This is a genomic window from Candidatus Polarisedimenticolia bacterium, from assembly GCA_036001465.1.
Classification (GTDB): domain Bacteria; phylum Acidobacteriota; class Polarisedimenticolia; order Gp22-AA2; family Gp22-AA2; genus Gp22-AA3.
The window spans coordinates 40588-60253 of record DASYUH010000084.1; the positions used below are offsets into that span (position 1 = coordinate 40588).

Genomic DNA, 19666 nt, shown 5'->3' on the forward strand with positions numbered 1-19666 from the left:
GTGAGCGCGGACAGGCGGATTCCGGTGGCGATCCTGGGAGCGACGGGGGCGGTCGGGCAGAGGTTCGTCCAGCTGCTCGACGGGCACCCCTGGTTCCGCGTGTCGGCCCTGGCCGCTTCGGAACGTTCGGCCGGGCAGCGTTACGCGCAGGCGGCCCGCTGGTTCCTGCCGCACCCGATTCCGGACTGGGCGCGCGACATGGAGGTCGTCCCGTGCCTTCCCGGGCTCGACGCGAGGGTGGCGTTCTCGGGGCTCGACGCGTCGGTCGCCGGCCCGATCGAGGAGGAGTTCGCGCGCGCCGGCTGCGCGGTGGTGAGCAACTCGCGCAACCACAGGATGGACCCGGACGTGCCGCTCCTCATCCCCGAGGTCAACGCCGAACACCTCGAGCTGATCGAGGCGCAGAAGGCCAAGTGGCGCGGCGGCGGGTTCATCGTCACCAACCCGAACTGCTCGACCGTCGGCCTGGCGCTCTCGGTGGCGCCGCTCCACCGGGCCTTCGGGATCCGGCGCCTGGTGGTGGCGACCCTGCAGGCCATCTCCGGCGCCGGATATCCCGGCGTGTCCTCGGTGGACATCCTCGACAACGTCATCCCGTACATCGGCGGCGAGGAAGAGAAGATGGAATCGGAGACCGCCAAGATCCTCGGGACGTCCCGGGCCGCCGCGACCTTCGCGGTCAGCGCGCATTGCCACCGCGTGCAGGTCTCGGACGGGCACACGCTGGCGGTCTCGGTCGAGACGGAGCGGCGGGCGACCCCGGACGAGGCGGCGCGCGTGCTGCGCGAGTTCCGCTCGCCGCTCCAGTCCCTGGATCTCCCGAGCCTGCCGGAGCGGCCGATCCTCGTGCGCGACGAGCCGGACCGCCCCCAGCCGCGCTTCGACCGGATGGCGGGAAGCGGGATGAGCGTGACGGTCGGGCGGGTGCGGGCCTGCCCGGTGTTCGGTCTCAAGTACGAAGCCCTGGTCCACAACACCATCCGGGGGGCGGCGGGGGTTGCGATCCTGAACGCCGAGCTCCTGAAAGCGAAGGGGTACCTGTGAACGGGCATCCCGAGGAGGGCTGGGTCAAGGTCTTCGCCCCGGCGTCGATCGCGAACCTCGGGCCCGGGTTCGATTCGCTCGGCGTGGCGCTCGAGGGTCTCGGCGACGTGGTGCAGGCGCGCAGGACCGACCGGCCGGGGGTCGCCCTCGTCGAAATGACCGGCGAGAAGGAGAGCATTCCGACCGACCCGGCGAAGAACTGCGCCGGGCGCGCCGCCGAATCGGTCCTCAAGCAGCTCAAGGGGAAGGCGGCGAAGGAGGCCGGCCTGGAGATGAAGCTGCACAAGGGGCTGCCGCAGGGGAGCGGCCTGGGCTCGTCGGCTGCCAGCGCCGTCGGCGGCGCCGTCGCCGCGCACCTCCTGTTCGGCTCGGCGCTCGGCAGCAACACGCTCCTGGAGGCGGCCCTCGAAGGGGAGGTCCTGGCGAGCGGCGGCCGGCACGCCGACAATCTGGCGGCGTCGCTTCTCGGCGGGTTCACCATCGTGAGGAGCCACGCGCCGATCGACGTCATCCGCCTGGAGCTCCCCTCGGCGATGCGCTTCGTCGTCGTCCTGCCGGGCATGGAGATCGAGACGCGCTTCGCCCGATCGGTCCTGCCGGAGATGATTCCGCTCAAGGACGCCAAGAGCAACTGGGCCAACGTCGCCGCCCTGGTCGCGGCGGTGGCGCGCGGCAACCTGCCCGATTTCGGCCGCGCCGTCGACGACCAGGTGGTGGAGCCGGTCCGTTCGAAGCTGATCCCCGGGTTCGCCGACGTGAAACGGGCGGCCCTCGAGGCCGGAGCGTTCGGCTGCTCGATCTCGGGCGCCGGCCCGTCCCTGTTCGCCGTGGCGACCGCAGAGACCGCCGAGAAGGTGGCGGTCGCGATGCACGCCGCCTTCCAGCGCCACGGCCTTCCCAGCCGCCATTTCGTCTGCCCCCCGGACAACCGGGGCGCGCGACGGCTCGACTGAGACATGGCGTCGCTGCGCTGCATCGGCTGCGGGCGAGACTATCCTCTCGGCGAGATCCGCTACGAGTGCGAAGCCTGCTCGGGCCTGCTCGAGGTGGCGCACGACCTCGACCGCCTCAAGCGGGAGCGCGACGGGGCCGCGTGGCGGCGCCTGTTCGACTCCCGCCTGGGGGCGACGGCGGGGATCCACCGGAGCGGCGTCTGGCGCTACCACGAGCTGGTCCTCCCCGAGCTGCGGGCGAATCAGATCGTGACCAGGCCGGAAGGGAACACCAACCTCTACCGCTCGACCCGGCTGGAGCGGGAGTCCGGGACCGCCTCGGTGCACATCAAGCACGAGGGGGAGAACCCGACCCTGTCGTTCAAGGACCGGGGGATGAGCGCCGGCGTGTCGTTCGCGCGCTCGATCGGGGTCGACCTCGTGGCCTGCGCGTCGACCGGCGACACCTCCGCCGCGATGGCGGCGTACGCCGCCCAGGCGGAAGGGATGCGCGGCGTCGTGGTCCTGCCCCGGGGAAAGATCAGCGTCGAACAGCTGTCCCAGCCGATCGCCTCCGGCGCCCTCACCGTCTCGCTGCCGGCCGACTTCGACACCTGCATCCGCCTGCTGCGGGAGGTCTGCCGGAGACGCCCGGTCTATCTTCTCAACTCGGTCAACCCGGTGCGCATCGAGGGGCAGAAGTCGATCGCCTACGAGACGGCGCAGCAGCTCGGCTGGGAGCCGCCCGACTGGGTCGTCGTCCCGGTGGGCAACGCCGGGAACATCTCGGCCATCGGCAAGGGGTTCTTCGACCTGCACGAGCTCGGCGTCATCGACCGGGTGCCGCGTCTCCTGGGGGCGCAGCCCGAGGCGGCCGCCCCCCTGGCGAGGGCGCACCGGGAAGGATACCGGGAGCGGGTGAGGGTGAAGGCGGGCGAGACGGCGGCGAGCGCCATCCGCATCGGCGATCCGGTGTCCTACGACAAGGCGGTCGCCGCGGTGCGCCGATCGCGCGGGGCGTTCCTGTCCGCCTCCGAGACGGAGATCATGGACGCCAAGGCGCTGGTCGATGCGACCGGCGTCTACATCTGCCCCAACTCCGCGACCGCCGTCGCCGGCTTCCTGAAGGCGCGCCGGGACGGCACCATCGCGGCGGGCGACAGGGTGGTGATCATCGCCACGGCCCACGGCTGCAAGTTCAGCCAGGCCACGATCGATTACCATGGAGGGCGCCTGGACGGCGTCGTGCCGGCCCGGGCGAACCGGATCATCGAGATGGAGGCGGACGCGGGGGCCCTCGAGCGCTTCCTGGCCTCGTCGGCCGGCGCCGCTTCCGGGAAGGTCGGCCCATGACCACGCGCAAGAACAGCAGGAAGAGAGCGGGGCGGACCGTCCGCCGCTCGGCGTCCCGGCGCCGGCCGGTGCGAAGCGCCGGCCCGAGGTTCCTGGCCCGCGACCTGATGACGCGCTCGCCGATCACCGTGCGCGCGGACATGAGGGTCGGGGCGCTCTGCGACCTCCTCCAGGAAAAGAACATCAACGGCGCCCCGGTGGTCGACGCGGACGGGCGGCTCGTCGGCGTGGTCACCCAGGAGGACATCATCTACGGCTCGATGGGGAGTCCGGCCCCCGACGGCAGCGCCGGCCCGGTCCGCTCCGGCGACGAGGCGATGGACCCCCAGTCCGGGAAGGGGCGCCCGTCCCGGCGCGTCGTGTCCGTGCTGCGGGGCAGGATCCTGCAGGCCGCCCCGCCGGCCCCGCTGCGAAGCGGCGAGAAGCCGTTCTGGGCGGAGCACCGATCGCCCGACCCGATGGAGCAGCCGGTGCGCAGCATCATGACGAGCCCCGCGATCTCCGCCGAGGAGGACACGCCGGTGACCGACGTCTGCCGGATCATGTGGAGCCTCAGGATTCACCGCGTGCCGGTCCTCCGGAAGGGGAAGGTCACCGGCCTCGTCTCGTCCATGGATCTCTGCCGCGCCGTCCTCGAGGGGAAGATCAAGATCTGAACCCGAGGAGCCTGTCCGAGGAGGCCGCACATGCCCCCTGACCGACCGACTCATGCCCGCCCGTTCCGATCCCGTCCCGCCGGCTGGCGGCGGCTCCCCGTCGCGGTGGCCGCCGCGGTGGCTCTCGCCGCCTGGCTTCCCGCCTGTCGCGCCCGGCCGGAGGATCAGGCGCTCCGTGCCATCGCGGGCGTCCTGCGCAAGGGGGACCGGCTGATCGCCCTGCGGGCGATCGATCCGGCGGCGACACGGATCGCGGCCGTGATCGGCACCGCGGCCGGGAAGCCGGAGCTCCGGATCTTCGAGGGCGGAGGCGGCAAGAAGCTCGTCCTGGCGCACACGGCCTCGCAGGGGGACGGTTTCAAGAACCTGGCGCTCCAGGACGTGGATCTCGACGGCCGGGAGGAGATCGTCGTCACCTGGGAGGGGGGCCATCTCGAGATGATCGAGGTCATCGCCCGCGATCCGAGCGGCGCCTACCGCACGATCTTCCAGAACGCCGGCCGGCAGATCGAGGCGCGCTACGACGCGGCCGGGAGGATCGAGTTCTGGATCACCAGCCGCACCTACCAGGAAGGGCCGCGCCAGGCGCCCGATTACGAGACCACCGTCTACCGGTGGGACAAGGGCGGCTACGTCGAGGCCCCGCACCCGTAGCCTCCCCCGGAAGTGCTACCATGGGCCCCGCATGAGCGACATCCGCAAGGAGACTTTCGAGAACGGCCTGGTGATGATCACCGAGCCGATGCGCACGCTGCGCTCGGTCGCGGTCGGGGTGTGGATGAAGCGCGGCTCGCGGCACGAGACCGTGGACCAGAACGGCATCTCGCACTTCATCGAGCACCTCCTGTTCAAGGGGACCGAGACCAAGACCGCCCAGGACATCGCGCTCATCGTCGATTCGGTGGGCGGCCAGATGGACGCCTTCACGACCAAGGAGTACACCTGCTTCTACTTCAAGGTCCTGGACGACCACCTCGATATCGCGGTCGACCTGCTGTCGGACATCGTGCGGCACCCGAAGTTCGTGCCGGCCGAGATCGAGAAGGAGCGCAAGGTCATCTTCGAAGAGATCAAGATGGTGGACGACACGCCCGACGAGCTGGTGTACGACATCTTCAGCGCGTCGTTCTGGCGCGGGCACCCTCTCGGCCGGCCAATCCAGGGGACCATCGCGTCGGTGTCCGGGATGCAGCTCGACATGCTGACGCGCTTCTTCCGGGAGTCCTACCAGCCGGCGAACCTGCTGGTGACGGCGGCCGGCAACCTGGATCACGAGCGCCTGGCCGGCGCCATCCGCCGCGCCTTCGAGCCGATCAAGAACACCGCGGCCCCGGTCGCGGTCAGCGCCCCCTCGCCGACCGCCACCGTCGTGATACGCGAGAAGAAGGAGCTGGGCCAGCTGCACCTCTGCCTCGGCGTGCCGTGCTTCGGGGCCGCGCCGGGGCGGCGCTACCAGGAATACGTCCTGAACACGCTCCTGGGGGGGACCATGTCCTCGCGACTGTTCCAGCACATCCGCGAGGAGCGCGGCCTGGCCTACTCCGTCTTCTCGTCGGTCAACTCGTTTCTCGACAGCGGGAACCTCCTGGTGTACGCGGCGACCTCCCCGGAGTCCGGGCGCGAGGTCGTGCAGCTCATCGTCGACGAGTTCCGGATCCTGAAGGACAAGCCGGTCGGCGACGGCGAGCTGAAGATGGCCAAGGATCATCTCAAGGGAAGCCTGATGCTGTCGCTCGAGAGCAGCAGCAGCCGGATGTCGAACCTGGCGCGCCAGGAGTTCTACTACGGCCGCCAGTTCACGGTGAGCGAGATCCTCGAGGGGGTCGACTCGGTCACGCGGGACGACGTCCTCGACCTGTCGCGCGAGATCTTCGACGCCTCGCGCTGCACCCTCGCCGTCCTCGGCCAGACGAAGGACCTCGAGATGGAGAAGGTCGGCCTGAGTTTCTGAGGAGCGGCGTGCGCTCACGACGGATTGGCCTTGCCATCCTTCCCCTGATGATCCTCGCCCCTCCGGCCGAAGCGTGGTCCGACGCGAGCCCACAGAGCCTTCCTAAGGGTCTCTCCGTCCATGAGGACCGGCGAGCCAGGGAGACCACGTTCCGGCCGGCCCACGACTCGTGGACACTGTACGACTTCAGGATCTACCCGGTCCTGCGCCTCGACGCGAAAGGCACTCGGTCATTGCTCCTGCATGTCAGCCGGCAGGGAGACAAGCGGATCGGGATCAAGTCACTCCAAGTCCGGGTGGATGGGGTCAGCCGTGCGTTGGCTCCGAAACGTTCCGAGATCAAAGTCGACGCCTACGGCTGCCGCGTCACCGAGACAGCGCTTCTCGAAGGCCAGGACGATCTCATCCGGGCGATCGCGGTGGGGCGGGAGGTCGACGTCGACGTTGTGGGGGTCGACGGTCCGCAGTCCTTTCGGCTGACTCCCGAGGAGATCGGGAGCTTCGTCCGCATCGTCGCGCTCCGCGACGCCGACTCCTTGCCGGAGCCTGAGAAGCCACCGGCCGACCCGGTGCGCGGGAGGGAGGGACTGACCAACCCCCGGATCATCCGCGAGTCGAAGGTGATGCCCGAGTTTCCGGTCCTGGCGCGCGGCAGGATGGCCACGGGGAAGGTGACCCTGCACGCCGTCGTGCATCCGGATGGTACGGCCGAGGTGCTGGACGTATTCAAGTCGTCGGCACGATACTGCGGCTTCGAGCAGGCCGCGATCGACGCCGTCAGGCAGTGGCGGTATGTCCCGGGCAGGGAGGACGGCAAGCCCACGGACTTCTATTTCACCGTCGACATCGATTTTCAGTGGAAATGACTCGCACGGAGGACGAATCACTGGTCCGGATCGCCCGCACGGCGGAGAACCCGGACCTGCCGCTGCCGGCCCCCGCCACGGCGGGAAGCGCCGGGCTGGATCTGCGCGCCTGCGTCCGGGAGCCGGTGGTGCTGCAGCCGGGGCGGCGGGCCCTCATCCCGACCGGGTTCTCCATCGCCCTGCCGCCCGGGCTCGAGGGGCAAGTGCGGCCGCGCAGCGGACTGGCGCTGCGACAGGGGCTGACCATGCTGAACTCCCCCGGAACGATCGATGCGGACTACCGGGGGGAGATCGCGGTCGTCGCCGTGAACCTCGGACAGGAGCCGGTCACCATCTGCCGCGGGGACCGGATCGCCCAGCTGGTCATCGCGCCGGTGTCCCGGGCGAGGCTGGTCGAGGCGGACGAGCTGCCCCCGACCGGGCGCGCCGGCGGCGGCTTCGGGCACACGGGCAGGACCTGACCCAAAAGCCGGCCCCCTGCTCGGACCGGCTCCCGACGATCGGGTACAATCCGGACGCGCTTCCTGAAGCGCCACGAGTCACGAGGGGACCGGGATGCGGGTGGCGGTTCTGGGGAGCGGCAGCGCCGGGAACGCGACCTGCATCGAGGCGGACGGGACGCGGCTCCTGCTCGATGCCGGGTTCTCGTGCCGCGAGCTGGGGGCGCGGCTGCGTGCGGTCGGCGTCGAGCCGCACCGGCTGGACGGCCTCCTGGTCACCCACGAGCACGCCGATCACGTCCGCGGGGCGGCGCTGTTCTCGAAGACCTACCGGGTGCCGCTGTACTGCACGCCGGCCACGTTCCGCGCCGCGGGGCTCCAGAAGGCCGGGCCGTACGGGCACGGTGCCCACGCCCATCACGCGGTCGAGCCCGGCGCCTCGTTCGTCGTGGGGGGGATGACGGTGGAGGCGTTTCCCGTGCCGCACGACGCGGTCGAGACGGTCGGCTACACGGTGTCGTGCGACGGGGTGCGCTTCGGCTACGCGACCGATCTGGGACACGACCCGGAGCCGGTGCGCCGGGGCCTCGATGACTGCGATCTGCTGATGCTGGAATCGAACCACGACGTCGGCATGCTCAGGGAGGGGCCGTACCCCATGGTGGTCAAGGAGCGCGTCCTCGGACGGCACGGCCACCTCGACAACGAGACGGCGGCCGCCCTCCTGTGCGACGTGGCGACCGGCCGGACCGGCCGGGTGATCCTGGCGCACCTGAGCCGCACCAACAACCGTCCCGAGCTGGCGCTCAAGGCGGCGCGCCGCGAGTTCGATCGCCGCGGGCGGCGATCGCCGGACCTGCACCCGGCCGGCCAGGCCGGGCCGTCCCCCTGGTTCGAGGTCTGAGATGATCCCGCGCTACTCCCGCCCCGAGATGACCCGCATCTGGGAGGACGAGCGCAAGTTCCAGCGCTGGCTCGACGTCGAGCTGGCGGTCTGCGACGCCCTCGCCGACCGCGGCCTGATCCCCAAGCAGGCGGCGGCCAACATCCGCGCCCGGGCGCGCTTCGACGTGAAGCGCGTCAAGGAGATCGAGGCGGCCGTCCAGCACGACGTCATCGCCTTCATCAACAACGTCGCGGAGAACGTCGGCCCGGACGCCTGGTACATCCATCTCGGCCTCACCAGCAGCGACGTGGTCGATTCCGCCCAGGCCCTGCAGATGATCGAGGCGGCCGAGCTCCTGGTCAAGGGGCTGGAGGGGCTGGCGGCCGCCATCAAGAAGCGCGCCTTCGAGCACAAGGACTCTGTCATGGTCGGCCGGACGCACGGGGTGCACGCCGAGCCGATGACCTTCGGCCTGAAGCTGGCGCTCTGGCACAGCGAGGTGCGCCGCAGCATCGACCGCCTGGCGGCCGCCCGGCGGCGGGTGGCGGTCGGCAAGCTGTCGGGGGCCGTCGGCACCTTCGCGCACATCGACCCCGACGTCGAGGCTGCGGCGCTCGGGTCCCTGGGGCTCGAGCCGGTGCCGATCGCCTCGCAGGTCGTGCAGCGCGACCGGCACGCCGAGTACCTGAGCGCGCTGGCGATCGCCGCGACGTCGATCGAGAAGTTCGCCACCGAGATACGCCACCTGCAGCGCACCGAAGTGGGGGAGGTCGAGGAGCCGTTCGGCGCCGGACAGAAGGGCTCCTCCGCCATGCCGCACAAGCGGAACCCGATCGCCTGCGAGCAGATGAGCGGACTGGCGCGCATGGTGCGCGGCTACCTGCACGTGGCGCTGGAGAACATCCCGCTGTGGCACGAGCGGGACATCTCGCACTCGTCCGCCGAGCGGATCATCCTGCCGGACGCCACCATCCTGCTCGACTACATGATCCACCGCTTCACGCGCGTGGTCTCCGGCATGGTGGTCCACCCCGAGGCGATGCGACGCAACCTCGATCAATCGGGCGGTCTCATCTTCTCGGGCACGGTGCTGCTCGAGCTGGCCCGCAAGGGCGTGACGCGCGACGATGCCTACGGCTGGATCCAGCGGGCGGCGATGGCCGCCCGGGACGGCAAGGGGGACTTCAGGACGCTCCTCGGGAAGGACCCCGACATCGCCGCCCGGCTCAAGGCGGAGGACCTCGATCGGTGCTTCGATCTCAGGCACCACCTGCGCCACGTGGACACTCTGTTCAAGCGGGCGTTCGGGCAGGCGTAGCGCTTCTCCTGGTGCTCGCCGCCCCCGGCGGGAGCGCGGCATCGGGCGCCCAGTCGGGCGCTGCCGCGAGCCCCGCGACCGACCTGCGCGCCTTGGCCGGCGAGACCCTGTACGTCCTCAACCCCACCACGGTCCGCACCCGAGGCAGCGGCAACCTGAGCGTCGATCTTTCTCGAGGCCAGTCGGTCGTCCTGGTCAGCCTGGGAGGTGACCGGGCGATCCTGGCGCCGGGCCCGGCCGACGCCACACTGCTGCGGTCCTACGGCGTCCGCAAACTGCCCCGCTACACGGCCACGACGGCGCAACTGGCGGCCGACTTCGTCACCACTCCGGCGTGGGGAAGGGCGCTCGAGGAAGGGGTGCGCCGGCTGCGCGACCGCTGGCCCGATCTCTCTGCCGACGTCGCCGGGAAGGTCTTCCTGGGCGAGCCGTTCGTCGGCATGACCGAAGAGCAGGCGGAGGAGGCGGTGGGGCGCCTGGTCCTGGTCCGGGGGCCGGCAGCCGGACAGGACGGTGCGGTCGCATGGACGGTCGGACGGCGCCCGCGCCCGGCGGAGCTGCGCGTCTATACGGAGGCGCGGGAGCGCGGCGCCCGCGCCCGCAGCTTCGAGGAGTTCCTCGCCTCCCGCACGCGGGCGGTCCTGACTTTCAGGGGCGGGGTCCTCGTGGCGATCCAGTCCCCTCCCGGCCAGTCCCCGGGACTGAACTGGCCGTGATGGAAGAGGCTGACCACGGAGGCGAACGCCCGGCGCCTGTCTTCACCGGACGCGGGTTCGACTCCCGCCGCCTCCACCAATGCAAAGAATTCGAACCCGCTTGAAGCGTCGAGACCGCAGCTTCACCCAGCGTTTTGCTACCCCGCCCGTCCGCGATGAACTCGATGAAGTTGGAGACCGGTCTTCAGTCTCGAGCTCCGCTTCCTTCAGGCGGACCGCTTCCGGTGCCCGGGAAGAGGTCTTCGCGACCTCTTCTTCTTGCATTGACATCGCATCCAACTTCGGATAAAAGCGGGTTCACCTGAACAGTCGCACCAACGTGCGGGATCGATCGCGCCCGACCGCTCCCGCCACGACGCCGCGTTCCGCCACGGCACGAGGTGACCCATGCGCAAATCGCCCAGCGCGGTCAGGACTTCCGCCCTGATCGCTGCCCTGGTCCTTGTTTGCTCCGCTTCCGGCCACCTCGCTCTCGGAGACGTCATCGAAGGGACCGACTGGTTGCCGATCGGCCCGGCGCCGCTCGCGAGCCCGGGACAGTTCTTCACCGGAGGGTGGGCCGGGCGTGCCTCGGCGATCGCAGCGAATCCCTTCGACTCTTCCGACGTCTGGGTCGGTACGGCGAACGGCGGCGTCTGGCACACGACCGATCTCGGCACGACGTGGCGCGCGATGTCGGACCATGAGCGGTTCATGGCGATCGGCGCCCTGGCGCTGGCCGGCTGCGACGTGAACGGCTGCGACACCATCTACGCCGGGACGGGCGAGAACGCGATCCGCCGCAACACCTACTACGGCGGCGGGCTGATGGTCGGCACGCTCGCGTCGGGGACGGTCCCGGGCGTCGACTGGGACCTGCGTGACGGCGGCCCGCTCTACGACTTCACGCACGGCTCGATCTTCAACGTCGTGCTCGACGAGGACACGTCGGGACAGAGCCAGGTGATCTACATCACGCTGTCGAGCGGCGTGACCGCCTCCGCCTCGGAGTCAACCGTCACCGCGCCCGAGCCCGCGCCCGGCGGCTACGGCATCTACAAGTCGAGCGACAACGGCCAGACCTGGGCGAAGCTGACCGTCCCCGGCGCCGTGGGGGCGAAGCCCACGGATCTCGAGCTCGACCAGCAGAACGACATCCTGTACGCCGGCTTCGCCGAGCGCGGTGTTTTCAAGAGCAGCGACGGCGGCGCCAGCTGGTGTCCCTTCAGCGACGGCACCGGCGAGACGGTGTGCGCCGGCACGACCGGCGACATGCCGAGCGTCAACGGCGCCGGCTTCGATCACGTGGAGATCGCGCTCTACCGCGGCGACCCGCAGACGATCTACGTCACGCTCGGTCACTGTCCCGAGCCGCTCTTCGACGCCTGCACGCCGACGGTGATGCGCTCGACGAACGGCGGCCAGCTGTGGGATCTGAAGAGCGACGGCGCGGCCAACCCCGACGACACCATCGGCTGCCCCGCCGTGTACTCGCGCTACACGCACGGCCTGGCCGTGCACCCGTCCGATCCCGACACCGTCTTCTTGGGCGGCCTGCACCTGTGCGCCTCGGACAACGGCGGGATCACGTTCAGCGACAGCGACACCAACACGATCGTCGGCACGACGCATCTTGATCACCGGCAGATCCTCTTCCACGCCACCGACGCCAACGTCGCCTATGAGGTCTCGGACGGCGGATTCTCCTACTCGACCGACTCCGGATCGTCCTGGACACCGGCGAACGACGATCTGCAGATCACGCAGTTCCAGGGGATCGGCTCGTCCGCTCTCAGCGATCGCCTCCTCGGCGGGGCGCAGGACAACGGCGGCTCGCTATGGACCGGCACGAGGCAGTGGGACCAGCTCAACTGCTGCGGCGACGGCGGCTACTCGATCATGGACGCCGACGACGCCATGTGGATGTACATCACCTCGAACACGAGCCACGAGCAGGGGAACAACGTCATCAAGACCTTCGAGCCGCTGCGCTCGACGGACGGCGGCACCGTCTGGGAGAACATCGCCGGGACAATCGCGCCGACGGAGCCGCGCGCCTTCTATCCGCCGTTCGTGCAGGGGCCCGGGCCGGACCATCGTCTCTATTTCGGCACCAACCGGCTCTACATGAGCGACAACGACGGCGACACCTGGACGGCGATCAGCCCCGTGCTGAGCAACTCGGCGCAGCCGGAGATCTACGGCGGCCAGGACGTGATCACGGCGATCGGCGTGGCGCCGGGCAACCAGGAGCGGATCTATCTCGGCTACTACGGCGGCGATGTCTTCGTCACCGACAGCGCCTGCACCCAGCAGTCGTGCTGGCCGGAGAAGACGACCGGCCTCTCCGGCGAGCCGGTCACCTGGATCGCCGTCCACCCGACGCAGCAGGACACTGCCTACCTGACGCTCTCCGGCTTCTCATCGGGGATGCATACGTACAAGACGACGACCGGCGGCGGATCGTGGTCGAAGACGGCGTCCACCTCGGCCCTGAACGGCATTCCGGCGAACACCATCGCCATCGAGCCGGACGATCCGGGACGTCTGTGGCTGGGCACCGACCGCGGCGTGTTCAAGAGCGAGAACTCCGGCGGGAGCTGGTTCCGCGTCAACGCCGGCATGCCGAAGGAAGTGCCTGTCTTCCAGTTCTCGATCGATGACGATCGCGGCCGGATCTATGCCGCGACGCACGGCCGCTCCGCCTTCGTCCTCAGCCGCCCGTTCCTGAGCAACTACGAGGGGTGGGTGAACGGCATGATCTGGGACGTGCCGATGTACGGCCACAACTTCCTCGTCCCCGACGGGACGCCGTGCACCATGTACGTCATCCGGCACGACGGCTCGGTGTGCGCCTCCGGCACGGTCGACGCGAACGGCGGCAACATCTCCGTGGAGGACGGCGTCCTCGTCACCGACAAGAATTCGTGGTGGGAGGACCACGAGGTCGCCTGGGCCTGCCTGAACACGCCGCAGGGGGACAGCTGCGTCGGAGGCGCGGACATCTCCGAGTGCAACCAGGCGGGGAACCCGCTCAGCGCCGTGCTGGTGAACTGCGCAGGACAGGTGGGCTTCCACAACATCAACGGCTGCCCGACGCTCGCCGAGCCCCCCTCCGCGCTCCTGTCGCTGCTCGGCCTCGACGGTGACGCCGGCGCCCTGGCGTCACTTCCGCCGGGTGGCGCGCCCGCGTCCGAGTCGGCGACGACGCCGGCATCCGGCACCTCGCCGGCGGCCGGACTCGGCAAGTTCGCCGGAGGGACCGAGGCGGCGCCGGTTCTCGGATCGTTCGACGTGATCGCCAGCGTGCAGGTGGGAAACGGCAGCACCCGCTCGCTCTGCCGCATCAACGTGCCGTTCCAGGGAGCGAGCACGGCCGGCAAGGTGCTGAGCGACGCGCGCGACGCGCTGAACGCCGATGCGACGTGCGCCGGCGCCACGGTGAGCGCCTTCGTCGACACGGGAAAGGACGTGGCGAAGGTGGAGGACGAGTTCCCGCTCCCCGCCACGCTCGGCCTGAACGTGCCGGGCGTCACCGGCAGCCAGGTCTTCCCCGCCGTGCACGCCGCGCCGGGGCAGACGACCGGCCTCTGCTTCCGCCTCGATCACCTCGGCACGGCGATCAACGGACAGGTGTCGATCGGCAAGATCCGCTTCGAGACCGTCGCCGGAGGCGCCGCCGGGGGCGACGTGACGATCGTCGAGGGATCGAGCCTCGGCGCCTGCGCCGTGCGGGTGCCGACCGCCGCGGGCGACACCGCGGGCATCATCGCGCAGAAGACGCAGAACGTCTTCCAGACGCAGGGGATCCCGGGACCGCACCCGCAATGCCCGGCGGCGCGCAATCCGCGCGACGTCGTGCGCCACGGCGACGCGGTGGTCACCGTCCTCCCCTCCACGGTCCAGGTGTGCGTCAACGATCCGCGCGTCGGCTTCTACCTCGGGCCGGAGGAGATGTGCTTCTCCGATGCCGACTGCGCCAGCGTCAATCCGTGCGCGCGCAACTTCTGCGATCTGACGCGCAATCAGTGCCTCACGGTGTTCGAGCCGGACGGCACGATCTGCGAGGACAACAACCCCTGCACGGAAGGGCGCACCTGCCAGGCGGGAACGTGCGGCAAGCCGATCGTGTGCAACGACAACGACCTGTGCACCGCCGATCGCTGCGAGCCCTCGACGGGGGTGTGCCTGTTCAAGCCGATCGTCTGCCTCGACGCCAATCCGTGCACGCGCGACACCTGCGATCCGCGCAACGGCGCCTGCCTCTTCACGCCGACGCCGGGAGCGACCTGCAACGACGGGAACCTGTGCACCCAGAGCGAGACCTGTGTCTCCGACACCGCCACGGGCGGGATCGTCTGCCGCGGCCAGCCGAAGTGCGCCGACGGGAACCTGTGCACCGTCGATCGCTGCGACGCGCGCACCGGCGTCTGCCTGAACGAGCCGCTCGACTGCGACGACGGCAACGCCTGCACGCGCGACTCGTGCAACGGCAACAATGGCGCCTGCCTCTACGCGCCGCTGACCGGCGCGACCTGCGACGACCGCAATGCCTGCACCGTGAACGACCACTGCGTGCTCGACCCGGCGGGGCTGCCGGTTTGCGCCGGGGGCGGCGCCCGCGTTTGCGACGACGGCGTCGCCTGCACCATCGACTCGTGCAATCCGCTATCGGGCTGCGTCGCCACGCCGGTGCAGCCGCAGGAAGTCGGCGACGCCCTGTTCTCCGACGCGCTCACCCTGAGATGGCTGGCGACGCCGGACGCCGCGCTCTGGAACACGTACCGCGGCACGATCCCGCGCACCCTGCTCGGCAGCCGCCTTCCCGCCTCGCCGTACGATCAGGCCTGCTTCGAGAGCGACAACGTCTTCGGCGACGGGCCCCTGGTGTGCACCGACCGCGGCATCCCGCCTCTCGGCACGGCGTGGTACTACCTGGTGACAGGAGAGAACTTCTGCGGCGAGAGCATCCTGCACCGCGCCTCGTCGGGATTCGTCGTGCCGAACACGCTCGCCTGTCCGACGCCGCCGTAAAGGCGCGGGGGCTCCGTCCGTCTCCAACAGGAAGGCGCGGGACTCGCGCTACGATCTCGTTCGCGCTCTGACTCCACACAAGGGCAGCTGGGGGTAGGGACTCGAGCGGCAACGAGCAGACCGGCGGCTGTCTGCCTGGATGAATTCGAACGTTCCCTGATTGGGAGGATCGCAGGACGAGCCGCCAGCGACGTCCTGGCCGTTGGGCATCAGGACTGTCAGGACGAAACGGCCGGGCTTGAGGTCGTCCGTTCTCAGGTTGAGGGTGCCTGTGCCTTCGAATTCGGCTTCGATTTCGCCTTGTCCGGGTGATCGGCCGACGGAACATGGGCGGGTCCCCGCGCCCGCGAGGCTACGAAGCCATCCAACTCGACTTCCTCGGCAAAAAGTCCTCGTGTACCAGCTTCCTCCGCCGGTGATAATGCCGGTTCCCTCGGCCCACACGATTTGGTTGTTGCCGAATGCGTCCACGGCCAGCCGTCGAATCCGCTCCACAGAGTTTCCGTGTCAAAGCCGGGAGGCGGCGCGGCGGAGGAAGCGGTGAAAGCGAGGGCGCAGAAAATGATCCCCTCACGGAGTGGATGGACTCCGCCGCTGTCATCTATGGCGGACGACAGGCGTACTGTGAAGCCGACACTCGCTTCGCGGCGCCCGTCGGGCGGCAATCGCAGGGCGGGCGTGCGGGGATCCAGTCGCGGCGCGCCGGACTCCTTTGCATGCAACCGCTTGCGCAGCGGTACGTTGCGCGTGAGAGTGCTCACAGGTCGACGCCGGCTGTGGCCTCAGCGTCCGGCGGCGACGAGTGGCACAAATCCTGCTATCTGGCTCATACAAAACGATCTATTGCGGGACGTGAACCGCTGGAGGCGTCATGAACCACAGAAGAACCATCCTGACCGACGGTGGGAAGTGTCCGGCCGGCATGGCGCGCGCGGGCCTCGTGGCCGTGGCGATCGTCGCCACGATCGGTTTCGGAGCGCTCGGTTGCGCGAGACCGGGGCCGGGCTCGGCAAAGACCACCGATGAGCTGCTGAGTCAGCTCCAGGAAGATCGAACCGAGATCGACAAGACCTCGGGCACCATGATGAAACGGATCGAAGTCTTCAACGCCTCTCGCAAGCCGGGGGAGCGGACGCTCCAGTTCAGCGAAATCTTCACCCAGGATCTGAACCCCGAGCAGCGGGATGTCCTCAACGCGCTCGTCGAGCAGGAGAAGGACATCTCGTACAAGGCGCTCCTGCAGAAAATCATCGCGGACCGGGACAGCATCCGGGAGCTGCAGGAGAAGGTGGCGCACCTCGAGCAGAGCCTGCCCGACAAGTTCGTCGTGGCGAAGCGCGGCGACAGGCACGAGCTGCTTGCGATGGCCTACCTGACCGGCGAGGCCAGCCTGGACGAGGCCAAGGCCAAGTCGCTGCTGAGCCAGGTCGATCAGACCGACGAGCTGCTGGCGGGCAACAAGGTCTGGTTCTTCTATGATCCCCAGCAGGACACCTTCCGCACCTACGTGACGCAGGGGGATGCCGGCCAGACGCCGATCCGGGTCCGTCGGGCCAACCAGCGCAAGCTCATCAGGGAGCGGGACACGGCCCAGGCGGAAGCCGCGAACCTCGAGCGCGTCAAGACTGAGCTCGAGAGCGATCTCGCCACCCGGCAGAACAGCCTCTTCTACCACGCCGCCAGCGATGTGAGTCTGAGGGGCCAGGGGGTGTTGAGCCCGGTGCTGAAGCGCCTGCAGGACGTGCAGGGGGTTCAATTCGACGAGTCGCTGGATCTGAGGGCGGGGAACAACATCGACCTCATCCCGCAGAGCTACGGCCTCGACCAGATTCGCTCGGTGCGATTGCTGCCGCCGGTCTTTCAGGAAGGCCGGGACTTCTCCATCGAAACCGCCGAGGACTTCAGCAGCGCCCGGGTGGTGATCCTCGACCCGGACATCTTCAAGGGCAAGGAGGTCGTGCTCTCGATCGGCGGCTGAACCCGTACGCCTCCGGGCGGCGCGCGCCCCCACTGCCTCCGGTGGCGTGCGCCGCCCGTGCTGTGTCGCCGACACACTCCTGGCGCAACGCCTGACTCCTGCACGACGCCCCCGCCGATGTGATACATAGTCCGCGACATGACGGACGAGAGCTCCACTCCAGCCGAGCCGAGCGGCCACGGCGCCACACCGGTGGCGCGAGCCGCCGGGGGCCGCGGCGGCCTCGCCGTGGTCCGCGAGCTCGTCCCCTATCTTCGCCCCTACGTCGGCCGCATCGTTCTCGCGCTCGGCCTCATCCTGGGCGCCAAGCTGGCGAACCTGCTCGTTCCTATCGCGCTCAAGAGGATCGTCGACATCCTCGGCGTCGCGCCGCGCCCGGCGCTGTTGCCGGTGGCGCTGCTCCTGGCCTACGGCGCCGCACGCATCGGCGTCTCGATGTTCACCGAGCTCCGGCAGGTCGTGTTCGCCCGGGTGATGGCGCGCGCCTCGCGGCAGATCACCGTCAAGGTCTTCCGCCACCTGCACGGGCTGAGCCTCAAATTTCATCTCGACCGGCGCACGGGCGGCGTGGCCCGCGACGTCGAGCGCGGCAGCACGGCGATCTCCGATCTGCTCGATTGGACGCTGTACACCATCCTGCCGACCGCGCTGGAGGTCCTGCTGGTCACAGGCGTCGTGGTCTGGACCTGCGACTGGGGCTTCGCCCTGATCATCCTGGCCACGCTCACCGTCTACGGGACATGGACCTTTTCCGTCACGGAGTGGCGGAATCGGTTCTACCGGGCCGCCGTCGAGGCCGACACGCGCGCCAACGAGCGCGCCGTCGATTCACTCCTCAACTACGAGACCGTCAAGTACTTCAACAACGAAGCCCACGAGACCGCCCGCTACGACGAGAACCTCCGCCGCCTCGAGGACACGACGGTCATGTCGTACAAGAGCCTCGCGGTGCTCAACCTCGGCCAGACCGTCGTGGTCGCGGTCGGCGTCACCGCGATGATGTGGCGCGCCGCCGCCGGCGTCGTCGCCGGGACGCTGACCGTCGGCGACCTGGTGATGGTCAACGCCTATCTGCTGCAGCTCTCCTCGCCGCTGTTCTTCCTGGGGATGATGTACCGCGAGGTCACGCAGTCGCTGACGAACATGGAGCGGCTGTTCCGTCTTCTCGACGAGCGACCGGACATCCAGGACGCGCCCGGCGCCGTTCCCCTGGTCGCCCACCGTCCGCGGGTGCGCTTCGAGGAGGTGCGCTTCGGATACGATCCGCGCCGGCACATACTGCAGGGGGTGGATTTCGAGATTCCCCCCGGCGGGACCGTCGCCGTCGTGGGCCACTCGGGCTCCGGCAAGTCGACTCTGGCGCGGCTGCTGTACCGCTTCTACGACGTCGACGGCGGGCACATCCGGATCGACGGCCGCGATGTGCGCGAGCTGACGCAGGCCTCGGTGCGCGCCGCCATCGGCATCGTCCCCCAGGACACCGTCCTCTTCAACGACACGATCTTCTACAACATCCAGTACGGCCGGACGGACGCGACCCGGGACGAGGTCGAGGCCGTCGCCCGCTCCGCCCACATCCACGACTTCGTCGTCGCGCTTCCGGACGGCTACGAGACGCAGGTGGGGGAGCGTGGCCTGAAGCTTTCCGGCGGCGAGAAGCAGCGCGTGGCGATCGCCCGCGCGCTCCTGAAGAATCCGGCCATGCTGATCTTCGACGAGGCCACCTCGGCGCTGGACTCCGAGTCGGAGAAGGCGATCCAGGCGGAGCTGGACCGCATCCAGATCGGGCGCACGACGCTGGTGATCGCGCACCGGTTGTCGACGGTGATGGGCGCCGACCAGATCCTGGTCATGGACGCCGGCCGCATCGTCGAGCGCGGCAGCCACGCCGAGCTGCTCGGCGCCGAAGGCCACTACGCCCGCATGTGGAAGCTGCAGCAACAGGAGCGCGCCGCCGGCATCGAGCCTCTGGTGCGCCGGTAGCCGCGGGAGCCAGGCCGAATACTCGGAGAGGCTCGTATCGTCCACGTGAGTGGACGGGATCGACCGGCTCGCGACGTCGCTCGCGGCCGGAATTCCTCGCCGAAGTGTTGCCTCTGAACGATTAACCTCGATCCACTCTGGATTGGCATGGGCCTTGCCTATCTAAGAGCGAGCGGCTCCGGCCAGCGCTCGAGGTGAGAGCGAGAAAGGAGACGACGATGCGGAATCTTCTGACAGCGGTGGTCGCGTTTCTCGTCGCCACGCCCTTGGCGGCGGCGGGGGACGGATATCAGGTCAAGGTCCTTCGATCGGCGGAAGAGGTCCTCTCGATGAGCGTCAGCGCGCCGGACAGGGGGATCCCGAGGGAGTTGCTCGAACGGGCGGAGTGTATCGGGGTCTTCCCCGGCATCAAGAAGGGGGCCTTCGTCGTGGGCGGCGAGTTCGGTCACGGCGTCTTCACCTGTCGCGAGAAGAGCGGCGGGATGGGCGCACCCGCGTTCTTCAGCCTCGGCGCGGGGAGCGTGGGGTGG

At 69.4% G+C, this 19666-nt stretch carries 15 protein-coding genes; all 15 read left to right on the forward strand.

Translation table 11 applies throughout. The features are described 5' to 3' along the window. Positions 1-1044, forward strand: coding sequence for an aspartate-semialdehyde dehydrogenase (gene asd / locus VGV60_15180; protein ID HEV8702615.1), 1044 nt, complete (start codon positions 1-3; stop codon positions 1042-1044). Then, positions 1041-1997 carry a homoserine kinase gene (locus VGV60_15185; protein ID HEV8702616.1) on the forward strand — a complete coding sequence of 319 codons (957 nt, stop codon included), beginning with the start codon at positions 1041-1043 and terminating at the stop codon, positions 1995-1997. The genes asd and VGV60_15185 overlap by 4 nt, the downstream gene beginning before the upstream one ends. Positions 1998-2000: 3 nt before the next feature. Beyond that, positions 2001-3329 (forward strand): threonine synthase, encoded by a 1329-nt coding sequence (gene thrC / locus VGV60_15190; protein HEV8702617.1) that lies wholly within the window; start codon positions 2001-2003, stop codon positions 3327-3329. Then, positions 3326-3985 carry a CBS domain-containing protein gene (locus VGV60_15195; protein HEV8702618.1) on the forward strand — a complete coding sequence of 220 codons (660 nt, stop codon included), beginning with the start codon at positions 3326-3328 and terminating at the stop codon, positions 3983-3985. The genes thrC and VGV60_15195 overlap by 4 nt, the downstream gene beginning before the upstream one ends. 30 nt (positions 3986-4015) lie before the next feature. After that, a complete protein-coding gene (locus VGV60_15200) occupies positions 4016-4639 on the forward strand; it encodes a hypothetical protein (protein HEV8702619.1) in 624 nt (207 codons plus the stop codon). Positions 4640-4670: 31 nt separating this feature from the next. Beyond that, positions 4671-5936 carry a pitrilysin family protein gene (locus VGV60_15205; GenBank protein HEV8702620.1) on the forward strand — a complete coding sequence of 422 codons (1266 nt, stop codon included), beginning with the start codon at positions 4671-4673 and terminating at the stop codon, positions 5934-5936. An 8-nt stretch (positions 5937-5944) separates the two neighbouring features. Continuing rightward, a complete protein-coding gene (locus VGV60_15210) occupies positions 5945-6802 on the forward strand; it encodes an energy transducer TonB (GenBank protein ID HEV8702621.1) in 858 nt (285 codons plus the stop codon). Further along, positions 6799-7263, forward strand: coding sequence for a dUTP diphosphatase (gene dut, locus VGV60_15215; protein HEV8702622.1), 465 nt, complete (start codon positions 6799-6801; stop codon positions 7261-7263). Before VGV60_15210 ends, dut begins: the two co-directional genes overlap by 4 nt. Positions 7264-7357: 94 nt before the next feature. Continuing rightward, the gene (locus tag VGV60_15220; protein HEV8702623.1) at positions 7358-8146 is read left to right on the forward strand and encodes an MBL fold metallo-hydrolase; all 789 of its coding nucleotides are present in this window, start codon (positions 7358-7360) and stop codon (positions 8144-8146) included. Between the two features lies 1 nt (position 8147). Beyond that, positions 8148-9446 carry an adenylosuccinate lyase gene (gene purB / locus VGV60_15225; protein ID HEV8702624.1) on the forward strand — a complete coding sequence of 433 codons (1299 nt, stop codon included), beginning with the start codon at positions 8148-8150 and terminating at the stop codon, positions 9444-9446. Positions 9447-9457: 11 nt separating this feature from the next. Next, entirely contained in the window at positions 9458-10162 is a 705-nt protein-coding gene (locus VGV60_15230) for a hypothetical protein (protein HEV8702625.1), read from the forward strand. Positions 10163-10549: 387 nt separating this feature from the next. Continuing rightward, positions 10550-15175 (forward strand): hypothetical protein, encoded by a 4626-nt coding sequence (locus VGV60_15235; protein ID HEV8702626.1) that lies wholly within the window; start codon positions 10550-10552, stop codon positions 15173-15175. 871 nt (positions 15176-16046) lie between these two features. Then, positions 16047-17153 carry a hypothetical protein gene (locus VGV60_15240; protein HEV8702627.1) on the forward strand — a complete coding sequence of 369 codons (1107 nt, stop codon included), beginning with the start codon at positions 16047-16049 and terminating at the stop codon, positions 17151-17153. A 138-nt stretch (positions 17154-17291) separates the two neighbouring features. Then, positions 17292-19136: an ABC transporter ATP-binding protein/permease gene (locus tag VGV60_15245; protein ID HEV8702628.1), complete on the forward strand. Its 1845-nt coding sequence runs from the start codon at positions 17292-17294 to the stop codon at positions 19134-19136. Between the two features lie 218 nt (positions 19137-19354). Beyond that, positions 19355-19666: lipid-binding SYLF domain-containing protein (locus VGV60_15250; GenBank protein ID HEV8702629.1), on the forward strand; the 312-nt coding region annotated here is incomplete at its 3' end.

Bases quoted from the DNA above. Each gene is read 5' to 3' on its own strand.
- thrC (HEV8702617.1), top strand. From the start codon at position 2,001: ATGGCGTCGCTGCGCTGCATCGGCTGCGGGCGAGACTATCCTCTCGGC.
- VGV60_15195 (HEV8702618.1), top strand. From the start codon at position 3,326: ATGACCACGCGCAAGAACAGCAGGAAGAGAGCGGGGCGGACCGTCCGC.
- VGV60_15200 (HEV8702619.1), top strand. From the start codon at position 4,016: ATGCCCCCTGACCGACCGACTCATGCCCGCCCGTTCCGATCCCGTCCC.
- VGV60_15205 (HEV8702620.1), top strand. From the start codon at position 4,671: ATGAGCGACATCCGCAAGGAGACTTTCGAGAACGGCCTGGTGATGATC.
- dut (HEV8702622.1), top strand. From the start codon at position 6,799: ATGACTCGCACGGAGGACGAATCACTGGTCCGGATCGCCCGCACGGCG.
- VGV60_15220 (HEV8702623.1), top strand. From the start codon at position 7,358: ATGCGGGTGGCGGTTCTGGGGAGCGGCAGCGCCGGGAACGCGACCTGC.
- purB (HEV8702624.1), top strand. From the start codon at position 8,148: ATGATCCCGCGCTACTCCCGCCCCGAGATGACCCGCATCTGGGAGGAC.
- VGV60_15235 (HEV8702626.1), top strand. From the start codon at position 10,550: ATGCGCAAATCGCCCAGCGCGGTCAGGACTTCCGCCCTGATCGCTGCC.
- VGV60_15240 (HEV8702627.1), top strand. From the start codon at position 16,047: ATGAACCACAGAAGAACCATCCTGACCGACGGTGGGAAGTGTCCGGCC.
- VGV60_15245 (HEV8702628.1), top strand. From the start codon at position 17,292: ATGACGGACGAGAGCTCCACTCCAGCCGAGCCGAGCGGCCACGGCGCC.